The following is a 10,634-nucleotide window of genomic DNA, read 5'->3' as shown; positions in this document are numbered from 1 at the left end:
ACCCGCTACGACAAGACCGCCCTGTCCTTCGCCAGCTTCCTCAATCTCGCTGCCATCCGCAGGTGGTTGCCGCACTTTGTCAACGCAACCTAGGCGGGCTTCGCCACGTTAGGGCGCATGGCCCGTCGAAGCCGGCGGCCTACCCCCAGCAACAACCAGCCAGTCGACTCCCAGGCCAGTCTCGGTGACGCATCCGGGTAGCCCGCAAGAAGTTGCACGGCCATCCGATATCGCCGGCGCTGAAACGCACGCATCGCCAACGACCGGGCTAAAATGGCACGGCCCGCCGCAAATTGCCGCTTGAGGTCCGGATATCTCGGCAGGAACTGGCTCTCGACGAGCCCACGCGACTGCATCATCTGGGCGAAATCATCGGACATGGCGCCCGCATGGATCCGATAGCCGACAAGATATTCGGGTACAGCCGCGACTTCGTGCCGCTCGGCGATTTGCAGATAAAGCTTCCAGTCCTCGCATCCCTGTCCGCCGGCCATGCGCAGCGTTTCGTCGAAACCGCCGGCCGCCAGCAGCGCCTCCCGACGGACCAGCGCATTGCTGGCGCTGATAATCAGATTGCCGAGACACATCTGCGGCAAAACCCAGCCCTCGTGGCTAAGCGGGGGCGCATAGCCCAACGTCGCGCCCTCCGGCGCTAGCCAGTAGCACCAGGTGTAAATCAGCGCAGTCGCAGGCCCTGCGGCGCGGAACCGTTCGATCTGGCGCTCGATCTTGGTCGGATGCCAGAGGTCGTCCGCGTCCAGCGTCGCGATGAAGGTTCCTCGCGCCTCGGCAATCCCTCTGTTACGGGCGGCGGCCACTCCGCGGTTCGGCTGGCGGATGTAGCGCAGACGACAATCCTCGGCCGCCAGGCGCGCAACCGCCGCGCCCGTGGCGTCATGGGATCCGTCATCGACGACAATCACCTCCAGATGCCGGTGAGACTGGCCGAGTGCGGATGCGAGAGTGGCATCGATCGTCCGCGCCGCATTGAAGGCCGGCACGATAACGGAAACCAGATCGGGATCATCCAGGCGTTCAAGCATCGTTCACGGAGGCTAAAGTCATCGCCGCCGCGCGGAAAGCAATTCAGCGCGGTTCTCGACTAACCGTTGCCATTCGGAGTTGATCCGAAAATGTGCCCGGAACGCTGGAGCGATCGGCGAGTATTGGGTTGGCCATGGCCCTGTCAGGTGGTGGCGCCCGCCGGCCCGCCGCTGCCCACCAGCGATGGATCGGCGCGATTACGGGTTCCCATGCCCGGATCCGGGACGCTCCGGGTTCGGTCGGGGGTGTTGCGCGGGAGAGTATATGCTGGAACGTCGGCGAAGGGTGCTGGTTACGGGAGGTGCCGGTTTCCTGGGCTCCCATCTGTGTCAGCGGCTGCTGGATGAAGGCAATCACGTCATCTGCGTCGACAACTTCTATACTGGCACGCGCGACAACTTGATCGAAATGATGACGAATCCGCAGTTCGAGGTCATTCGCCACGACGTTACGTTTCCGCTCTATGTCGAAGTCGACCAGATCTACAATCTCGCCTGCCCGGCAAGCCCGATCCATTATCAATATGATCCGGTGCAGACGACCAAGACGAGCGTGCACGGCGCGATCAACATGCTCGGCCTCGCCAAGCGGATCCGCGCGCCGATTCTGCAGGCATCGACCTCCGAGGTGTATGGCGACCCCGAGGTCCATCCGCAGACCGAGGATTATTGGGGCCGCGTGAACCCGATCGGCCCCCGCGCCTGCTACGACGAGGGCAAGCGGTGCGCCGAGACGCTGTTCTTTGACTATCGGCGGCAGTGCGGCGTGTCGATCAAGGTCGCGCGGATCTTCAACACCTATGGGCCACGGATGGCCGCCTATGACGGGCGTGTCATTTCCAACTTCATCGTCCAGGCGCTCACCGGCCAACCGATCACCATCTATGGCAACGGGATGCAGACGCGATCCTTCTGCTATGTGGACGATCTGATCGACGGCCTGATCCGGCTGATGGCCTCGCCCGACGCGATCACCGGACCGATGAACCTCGGCAATCCGGTCGAATTCACCATGCTGGAACTGGCCGAACAGGTGGTCGAGCTGACCGGCTCGCGTTCGGAAATCCGCTTCATGCCGCTGCCCGAGGATGACCCTCGCCAACGTCAGCCTTCGATTGCCCATGCGCGCGAGACCATTGGCTGGACGCCGACCGTGCCGCTGCGCGAAGGCCTCCGCAAGACGATTGCCTATTTCGAAGAGATGGTCCGCGCCGACGCTGCCGAGATCCGGATCGCTGCCGAATGAAGACGGTGCTTGTTACCGGCGGTGCGGGTTATGTCGGTTCGCATTGCTGCAAGGCCTTCGCCGAGGCCGGCTGGCGCGTCGTCGCGTTCGACAATCTCTCGCGCGGCTGGCGCGAAGCGGTCCGCTGGGGCCCCCTCGTCGAAGGTGACATCCGCGACGGCGTGGCGGTTCGCGCGGTGCTGGCCGCCCATCGCCCCGACCTCGTCGCCCATTTCGCCGCCTATGCCTATGTGGGCGAGTCCGTCGCCGACCCTGCGCTCTATTACGGGAACAACACGGCAGGGACGCTCGCGCTTCTCGAAGCCATGCGGGCGGAGGGATGCCAGCGTCTCCTCTTCTCCAGCACCTGCGCGAGCTATGGCATCCCGCGATCGCTCCCGATCGATGAGAGCCACGCCCAGTCGCCGATCAACGCCTATGGCTGGTCCAAATTCATCGTCGAGCGGATGCTCGAGGATTACGGCCGTGCTTATGGCCTGGCGTCAGTCGCGCTCCGCTATTTCAACGCCGCGGGCTGCGATCCCGCGGGCGAGATCGGCGAGCGCCACGAGCCGGAAACCCACGCCATCCCGCTGGCAATCGAGGCGGCTCGGCGGCCCGACCGCCCCTTCACCATCCTCGGCACCGATTTCCCGACGCCCGATGGCAGCGCCATCCGCGATTATGTGCATGTCGCCGATCTGGCGCGGGCGCATCTGCTGGCTGGCGAAATGCTGCTGGCCAGTGGCGGCACGCACCAGTTCAATCTCGGCACCGGCATCGGCACCAGCGTGCTGGAACTGCTTGATGCCGTCGCCCGTGCGGCGGGGCAGACGCCGGCGGTCCGCAACGGGCCGCGCCGCGCGGGCGATCCGCCAGTACTGGTCGCGTCCTTTGCCAAGGCCGAGCAGGAACTGGGCTGGCGCCCCCGGCAGTCGGACATCGATTTCATCATCGACACGGCACTGCGCTGGCACGATCGCTTGGCCGCGGCGGAGGCCGTGGCGCATGCGGCCGTCGCTGGCCATCGATAGGCGCGGGTCATGGACACTCCATCTGGTGAAGGCATCTTCCACGTGCCCGTGGCGCACCCGTCCGACTGTTCGCCGGACGGGCGCCCTGACGGCATGACCATCTTCTGGCGGGGTCAGCGCGCGATCGGCCATGTGCTCACCCATCAGGGGCAGGTGACGCGTGCCGCGGTGGGCCATATCGACGCGGCATTCCTTCCTCGGGTCGACGAGGAGGCGCGGCGGGCCAGGGTTCCCGGGCTGACGGCCAGCGTCGTGATCTGCACTCGGGACCGGCACGACGAGCTGGCCCGTTGCCTTGCGTCGCTGCCCGAACAGAGTCTCCGCCCACGTGAAGTCATTGTCGTCGACAACGCCTCGCGCGATGGACGAACCCGCGAGGTCGCACTCGCCGCCGGCGTCACCTATGTCCGCGAGGATCGGCCGGGGCTTGACTTCGCGCGCAACACGGGCGCGCGGACCGCCTCGTCCGAGATCGTGGCCTACACCGACGACGACGTGCTGCTGCATCCGCGCTGGCTGGAACGGCTGGTCGCGGCGTTCGATGAACCCTCAATCGCCGCCGTTACGGGACTCGTCCTCCCCGCCGAGCTCGCGACCGAGGCGCAGCGGCATTTCGAAACCTATTGGGGCTTCGGCCAGGGCTATCTCCGCCGCGATTTCGAGCCTGCACGGTTCATCAACCGGGGGAGCGCCGTCTTCCCCGCCTGGGATATCGGCGCCGGCGCCAGCATGGCCTTCCGCCGCGCCGTATTCGACGAGGTCGGCCTGTTCGACGAGCGGCTCGACGTCGGCCAGGCGGGCTGCTCGGGCGATTCCGAATATTGGTATCGCCTGCTCGCGCACGGGCATCGCTGCCGCTACGCGCCGGATTCGATCGCCTTTCACTTCCACCGCCGGACGATCGAGGGTCTTGCCGGCCAGATCTACGCTTACATGCGTGGGCATACCGCCGCGCTGATGGTGCAATATGAACGTACTGGCATCGTCGCCAACCGCGCCCGTGCGCTGCGCTGGATGCCGGCCTGGTATGCGCGCCGGCTGGCGTTGCGGCTCGTCGGTCGCCGACGGATCGAGGACCGTTTCCTCGGTCGCGAGGTCGCGGGCTATGTGGCCGGGCTGCGCTTCTATCAGCGCCATCGCCGCTCGGTGCGCCGGGCCAGTCGCTCATTCGGGGAGGGCATGCGATGATTTCGGCCGAACTGGTGAGCGTGGTCATTCCCGCCTACAACGCGGCCGCGACGATCGACGAGACGCTGCGCAGCGTCCGCGCGCAGACGCACGAGAATCTGGAAATCCTGGTCGTCGACGACGGCTCGCAGGACGGCACGCTCGGCATCGCCCGGCACCATGCCGGCATGGACCCTCGCGTCCGTGTGCTGTCGCAGCCGAACGCCGGCGTCGCAGCCGCACGCAACCATGGATGGCAAAAGGCGCGCTCCGATTTCATCGCCTTCGTCGACGCCGACGATCTCTGGTCTGCGACCAAGATCGAGCGCCAGCTCGGTGCACTGCTGGCTGGCGGTGAACGGGTCGGGCTGGTCTATGCTTGGTATCAGCTCATCGACAGCGAGAGCCGCGTGCTTCAGCACGGCGGCCGGCCGATCTACGAGGGCGATGTGCTGGATGAGATTTTCTGCGGCAATTTCATCGGCAATGGGAGCGCCGCGCTGGTCCGCCGGCAGGCGCTGATCGACGCGCAGGGCTTTGAGAGCGGGTTGCGTGACGCCGGCGCGCAAGGCTGCGAGGATATGCTCTTCTACTGCCGGGTCGCGGAGCGAAACCATTTCGCGGTGATCCCCGATTATCTCGTCGGCTACCGCTACCTGCCGGACAATATGTCCAGCAACCTGCCGCGCATGCTGCGATCCTGGATGCTGGTGATGGACGAGATGGAGGCGCGCCATGCCGAGCATCACGCCAAACTCGCGACGGGCCTGCGCAATTATGGGGCCTGGTTGCTGTTCAAAGCGCTCCAGATTGGCCGGCTGGATTATTTCCGCGAGGTGCTTTCGCTACTCGCGCGTCGGGATTCCGGCATAGCGCTGATCACGCTGGGACTGGACCTGCCCCGCTGGCTCGGCAACGCGGTGCGCTGGAGGCTGCAGGCTTTGCTCGGGCGGCTTCTCCGGCCGCGGAGGCTGCTTATGGCCTCTTTCCCGATCGAGGAGCCGCGCCAATGCGCCTGAACGCCGATCCTCCGTCGAGATCGGGAATGACGCGCGGCACCCTTGCCGGGGTGTGGCGCCTGCTCGCCGCCGCGCCGATCCCGCGTTGGGCGACCCCAGTTCTCGTCCTGCTCGGGCTGATCTCGTCGCTTGCCGAGACGCTCGGGATCACGCTCGTCGTGCTCTTTTTCTATTCGGCAACGGGGCAGGCTGACCATGCCGCCTCGGCGAACGGAATGGCGGGGGGCATGTTGCGCCACGCCGCGGGCTGGTTCGGAAGCTCGACCCAGATGGCGCTCTTGATCCTGCTCCTGATAGTCGCGCGCGCCAGCCTGTCCTTCCTGCACGGCATGCTTAGCGCCCGGATCAGCGAACGGACCAGCGAAGACGTCCGCAACCGGGTGCATCGTCAATATCTCAGCGTCTCGTACCCCTTTATCCAGCGGCATGAGCAGGCCCATCTGATGCACGTGCTGGGGACGGAAACCTGGATGGTTTCCAGCGCCCATGGCCACCTCACTCGGATCGTCGTCAACATCTGCTCGATCCTGGTCTTCACAGCGGCGCTGCTGAGCCTCTCGTGGCAAATCACGTTGACCGCCATCGTCGGATCGCTGCTCGTCTCGTTCGGGCTCAGACACCTGTCGCGCTCGGTCCACCACCTCGGTCGGCACGTCAAATATGTTCACCAGTTGCTCGGCGAGCATATGCTCATGACCTTGCAGGGAATGCGGACGATCCGTGCCTATGGGCAGGAGGCGATGCATCAGGAGCGCTTCGAGCACGCCTCGGGTGATGCCCGGCAGACGGCGATCGCGCTCTACCGGCTCATGGCGCAGCTCCACCCGCTAACCGAGCTGGGCTCCATCGCGGTGTTGTGCGTGATTATCGGCATGGCGGGCGTCTGGCATGTCGGCTTTCCGGTCACGCTGGCAGCGATTGCGCTGCTCTATCGGCTGCAACCCCATTTACGCGATCTGGAAGGCAATCTGCTCGGCCTCGCGCAGATCGAGCCGCAGCTTGCGTCGGTGCGCGCCATGCTGACGACCGAAGGCAAGGATTATCCGCCGCCCGGCCATCGCCCGATAGACAGGCTTGGATCGAGCATCCGCTTCGAGAATGTCAGCTTTGCCTATGACAGCGTGGGGGACGCGGCCCTGACCGAGGTGTCGTTCGAGATCCCGGCGGGGAAGACGACCGCACTCGTGGGGGCGAGCGGCGCGGGCAAGACGACGATCGTCAATCTGTTGCTTCGGCTTTACCAGCCAACCGAGGGTCGGATTCTGGTCGACGGCGTGCCGCTCGACGAGATCAGGCGGACCGACTGGCTCGGCCTGCTCGCGATTGCCGGCCAGGACGTCGATCTGGTCGAGGGGACGGTGATCGACAATATCCGCATGGCGAACCATGGATCGAGCGACGACGAAGTCCGCGCTGCGCTGCGTGTGGCCGGTGTCGCGGACACGATCGCCCAGCTCCCCGACGGCTATAAGACGTGGATTGGCCAGCAGGGAACCCGTTTCTCTGGTGGCCAGCGACAGCGGCTCGGGCTTGCCCGTGCCATCCTGCGAGATCCCGACGTCCTGATCCTCGATGAAGCGATGAGCGCGCTCGATAAAAGCCTTGAGGACAATATCCGCCACGCAATCGACCGGCGCTTCGTTGGCCGCACCCGGCTGATCATCACCCATCGCACCGAGACGCTGGACGACGTCGACCACGTCGTATGCCTCGATCAGGGCAAACTCGTCGCGGAAGGGCCGCCAGAGGCGGTGTTGCTGCGGTCTGCGCTATGTATCATCGCGTAGCGGCGGTGCGATCCTCGTAGGAGCGTGTCACCGTGGCGTGCTGTCGCGCTGACCGGAAACGGTTCGTGATTGCCCTTCGTGCGCACGTGCTGACAGTGCCAAATTCGCTTGTTCGCTAACCGACAGCCCGACCGGAGCATATCGCCGTATATCTGCCCCTACCATGAGCGGACGCCGGCGATGCGCCACTCATCAGGAAAGCGGCCAGTCTGCTTTCGGGATCGCGGTCGAGGCCGCTGAATGGCCGCAGTTGGTCGCGAGCCGCCGACAGCCCTGGGGACTTTTCGGTCGGACCGCTTATGGGAGCCAAGACCAGCATAGTTGCCGGTCTGCAATCTCGCCTGGAGACGGACGGCTGCCGCCCAGACGCTGCCGTTCATCCGAACCACATGCTCGCGAACAGCAAGCCAACGAGACTCCCCAAAAACAATGCTATTCGCCAGTCGAATTTCTTTTTCCCTAGCAGAAGGGTTTTAGCATTCACCCGCCAAGGATCAACGCCGGTTTCTTCACAGATAGCTTGGACGAAAATTGGCCATGTCTTCTCCGAGCTGATCTGATCGGATGGCAGAACACATTTTAGCGCTTCATAAACATCGCCTACGGTTTTCCAGTCTCGGGCTTCGCTATAGTCAAGCTGAACATTGAACTGGCGCTCGACCTCGCCGATCGCTGCGATCTCGTCGCCGTCCCCTCCAAGCCCAAGGCTCGTCGGCGGAAGATTGTAGAAGGCTATCATCGCATAATTGTAGGCCTGTCCCGGCGCCGGGCCAATGATCGCTTTCCACCACGCCCAGGCCTTCGATTCCCGCACGCGATGCGCGGCATCGAGGAGAAGCGGCTGCCTACAAGAGTGGAAGGCAGAGGAAGTGGCGCGCGCTTCGCTGTTCCTCGTCAGCGCGGGAAGCTCGTTCGTAACCGGCACCGGGCTTGTTGTTGATGGAAGCCTATCAGAGTTCCGACCGTTGCCGGTCGTGCGTTCAGGAAATCTTGGCACCCCGCTTCATTCAGGAGCGGGGTGCTGAGATTCTCGGTGTGCCTCAGGAGGCAGGCTGGTCCGCCGGCTCCGCCTGCGCCAGAGCGCGCTGATAGGCGCCGCGCGCGTGGATTCGGCCGAGCCATGCATCGATATTGGCGTAGGACCAGTCGAGCCCGGCTCGCACGCGCGCCGCCTCGAGGGGAAAGCTCATCATGATGTCAGCGGCCGTGAAGCTGTTGCCCGCGAACCAGGGGCGTGTGCCGAGTTCCTGATCCACCCAAGCCAAATGAGCGGCAAGGCCCTTGCGAACCGCCATGATCCCCTGCTGCACCGCATCGCCCATGCGGCCAAGCGTCACCACCGTGACAATAAGCGGCATGATCGATCCATCCGCGTAGTGCATGAAGTGGGTGTAACGCAGCCCTTCTTCCGCATCGTCCGGCTTTCTGAGCCGATGGTCGGATCGCGCGAGCAGATAGTCGAAGATCGCCCCGGACTCGACTACCGTCTTCGCGCCGTCCTGCAATATTGGCGCTTTCCCCAGCGGATGCAGCGTCTTGAGTAGGGCAGGCGCCGATGCGGTCACCGGATCTCGCGCATAGCGCTTGATCTCATAGGCTTCTCCCAGTTCCTCCAGCAGCCATACGATACGCTGAGAACGCGACTTCTCGAGATGATGAACGATCATTGTCATGATAAATTACCAATAAATCCTGTTATTTCGCGGCGACCCAACGAGAATGTCGCATCAGGCTGCAAAAATCTCGGCGATGGAAATGGTGATCTTTGTCGGCGATCACGTCTGCAAGGCCTGTGCCCTGCGTCGTCTCAGGCCGATGCTTGATCCCGTCATAAAGGGTGTCGAGAAGTTCCTCCGGGAACTGTGAGGAGCGCGGATGGTTCGCTTCAACGGCATTACGCTGCGCCTCTGTGAATTCGTCATAGCCAAGGCCCACCAGGTCCATCATGACCCCCTCGGCGGTGAGCGCCGCGATGGGATGGAAATGCGAGGATAGGCCCGGCGTCGTATGCAGTGCGATCGCCAGCCAGACTTTCTCGATATCCCTTTCCGCGATGCCGTGGCCTCGCAGGAAATCACCCGCAGCATTTGCGCCGTCCACCTCGAAACGCACGCGGCTATCCCGGAAAGCCGGCGTCAAACCGAGATCGTGGAACATGGCCGCAATATAGAGAAGCTCCGGATCGAAGCTCATCTGCTTGCGCTTTCCCGCCAGCACGCCCCAGCAATAGACGCGCGCGGAATGGTGGAAGAGAAAGTCTCCGGCGCTGTCGCGGACGAACTGTGTCGCCTCTCGTGCCAGCCTGCTGTCCGGTATCGTGACGCGGGACGTATCGTCGATGATCATGGTCTGCTCTCCATGGCTTGGCCGACACCCGACGTTCCTCGCACGGCCATTCCAGAGGCGGCTCCAGATGAGGTAAGTCGATCGGCTCACGATTCACTTAGATCTCGCATGCTCGTGATGTCAAGGTGAGTGACTTACCTTATAAATGGATCGTTGCATGGGGGTGCGACAATCGGCAGACACCCTGGGCGTATGACAACCGAATCCTATCATCAGCGCGTTCGGCAGGAGAAACGGCGCGCCGTCGTGCAGGCCGCGATGCATCTCTTCCTCGAACAGGGCTACGAGCGGACCTCGCTTCAGCAGGTGGCACATCAAGCCAACGTGTCGACGGCGACGCTCTTCAAGCGCTTCCCGACCAAATCCGCGCTCTTCGAAGCGATGGTAGAGGATTTCTGGTCGGCGGAGGCACCATCGGAGGCACCGAAGTCGGCACATTCGCCGGAAGCGGGGCTCAACGACATTGGGCTCGAATATGCCCGTCGTATGCGACGGCCGGAGATTCGGGCGATCTATCGGGTGATCATCGCGGAATCGCAGCGCTTTCCCGATCTCGGCCTGATGATTACCGACAAAGTGAAGCGCCCTTTCCTTGATCGCCTCAAGGCGTATCTGTGCGCTGAGGAGCGGGAGGGTACGTTAGTGGTTCCGGATGCCGACGTGGCCGCCAATCAGTTTCTTGCGCTCATCGCGGGCCAAAGCTTCTGGCCCGAATTGATGGCCCCCGGCTGCGGAGGGACCGACGCGGACGCCGTTAAAGCGGTCGCCGAGGCTGTGACCACACTCATGGCTCGCTATTCCAGATAATCCCGGATGCGGGCCGGGTGGTACCACGGTCGAGACGTAGCGCCACCCGGAGCGGTTCAGATCTGGGTGGCGCTACCGTCGACGAGGAACTCGACGCCGTTGATGAAGCTGGCGTCGTCGCACGCAAGGACGAGCATCGTCCCCCCGACCTCTTCGGGCTGCCCGACCCAGCAGGCCGGGATCAGGCTGGCTAGGCTCGAACACTT

At 63.8% G+C, this 10,634-nt stretch carries 12 protein-coding genes; 7 read left to right on the top strand and 5 right to left on the bottom strand.

Annotated elements, in window-relative coordinates:
* Positions 1 to 89 precede the first annotated feature (89 nt).
* A complete protein-coding gene (locus FHS98_RS16840; RefSeq protein ID WP_167107892.1) occupies positions 90 to 1,043 on the bottom strand; it encodes a glycosyltransferase family 2 protein in 954 nt (317 codons plus the stop codon).
* A 265-nt stretch (positions 1,044 to 1,308) separates the two neighbouring features.
* Here FHS98_RS16840 and FHS98_RS16835 point away from each other — a divergent pair, with 265 nt between their 5' ends.
* The 5 genes from FHS98_RS16835 to FHS98_RS16815 all read left to right on the top strand — a co-directional run bounded on the left by FHS98_RS16835 (position 1,309) and on the right by FHS98_RS16815 (position 7,275).
* Complete coding sequence (locus FHS98_RS16835) at positions 1,309 to 2,289, top strand: UDP-glucuronic acid decarboxylase family protein (protein WP_167107889.1); 981 nt, start codon at positions 1,309 to 1,311, stop codon at positions 2,287 to 2,289.
* Positions 2,286 to 3,302: a UDP-glucose 4-epimerase GalE gene (galE, locus tag FHS98_RS16830; RefSeq protein ID WP_167107886.1), complete on the top strand. Its 1,017-nt coding sequence runs from the start codon at positions 2,286 to 2,288 to the stop codon at positions 3,300 to 3,302. Before FHS98_RS16835 ends, galE begins: the two co-directional genes overlap by 4 nt.
* A 93-nt stretch (positions 3,303 to 3,395) precedes the next feature.
* The gene (locus tag FHS98_RS16825) at positions 3,396 to 4,490 is read left to right on the top strand and encodes a glycosyltransferase family 2 protein (RefSeq protein ID WP_167107924.1); all 1,095 of its coding nucleotides are present in this window, start codon (positions 3,396 to 3,398) and stop codon (positions 4,488 to 4,490) included.
* Entirely contained in the window at positions 4,487 to 5,488 is a 1,002-nt protein-coding gene (locus FHS98_RS16820; RefSeq protein WP_167107883.1) for a glycosyltransferase family 2 protein, read from the top strand. Before FHS98_RS16825 ends, FHS98_RS16820 begins: the two co-directional genes overlap by 4 nt.
* 26 nt (positions 5,489 to 5,514) lie before the next feature.
* Positions 5,515 to 7,275 carry an ABC transporter ATP-binding protein gene (locus FHS98_RS16815; RefSeq protein WP_243848082.1) on the top strand — a complete coding sequence of 587 codons (1,761 nt, stop codon included), beginning with the start codon at positions 5,515 to 5,517 and terminating at the stop codon, positions 7,273 to 7,275.
* A gap of 376 nt (positions 7,276 to 7,651) precedes the next feature.
* On the opposite strand, the gene FHS98_RS16810 is transcribed toward FHS98_RS16815, so the two are convergent.
* Positions 7,652 to 8,200, bottom strand: coding sequence for a hypothetical protein (locus FHS98_RS16810; protein ID WP_341786090.1), 549 nt, complete (start codon positions 8,198 to 8,200; stop codon positions 7,652 to 7,654).
* Here FHS98_RS16810 and FHS98_RS19165 point away from each other — a divergent pair.
* Complete coding sequence (locus FHS98_RS19165; protein WP_425057359.1) at positions 8,145 to 8,300, top strand: hypothetical protein; 156 nt, start codon at positions 8,145 to 8,147, stop codon at positions 8,298 to 8,300. The genes FHS98_RS16810 and FHS98_RS19165 overlap by 56 nt on opposite strands.
* Positions 8,301 to 8,315: 15 nt before the next feature.
* Here the strand turns inward: FHS98_RS19165 and FHS98_RS16800 are convergent, their stop codons facing one another.
* The gene (locus FHS98_RS16800) at positions 8,316 to 8,948 is read right to left on the bottom strand and encodes a glutathione S-transferase family protein (RefSeq protein WP_167107874.1); all 633 of its coding nucleotides are present in this window, start codon (positions 8,946 to 8,948) and stop codon (positions 8,316 to 8,318) included.
* Positions 8,949 to 8,970: 22 nt separating this feature from the next.
* Positions 8,971 to 9,621 (bottom strand): HD domain-containing protein, encoded by a 651-nt coding sequence (locus FHS98_RS16795; protein ID WP_167107871.1) that lies wholly within the window; start codon positions 9,619 to 9,621, stop codon positions 8,971 to 8,973.
* Positions 9,622 to 9,813: 192 nt separating this feature from the next.
* On the opposite strand from FHS98_RS16795, the gene FHS98_RS16790 reads away from it, so the two are divergent.
* A complete protein-coding gene (locus FHS98_RS16790) occupies positions 9,814 to 10,428 on the top strand; it encodes a TetR/AcrR family transcriptional regulator (RefSeq protein ID WP_167107868.1) in 615 nt (204 codons plus the stop codon).
* Between the two features lie 56 nt (positions 10,429 to 10,484).
* Here FHS98_RS16790 and FHS98_RS19160 read toward each other — a convergent pair whose 3' ends face one another.
* Positions 10,485 to 10,613, bottom strand: coding sequence for an SDR family oxidoreductase (locus tag FHS98_RS19160; protein ID WP_425057358.1), 129 nt, complete (start codon positions 10,611 to 10,613; stop codon positions 10,485 to 10,487).
* Between the last annotated feature and the right edge of the window lie 21 nt (positions 10,614 to 10,634).

Origin of the sequence: Sphingomonas oligoaromativorans (assembly GCF_011762195.1) — a bacterium.
Lineage (GTDB): Bacteria > Pseudomonadota > Alphaproteobacteria > Sphingomonadales > Sphingomonadaceae > Solisphingomonas > Solisphingomonas oligoaromativorans.
Note: the sequence above shows the minus strand (reverse complement) of the source record. Positions and strands in the feature narration are given on the sequence as shown.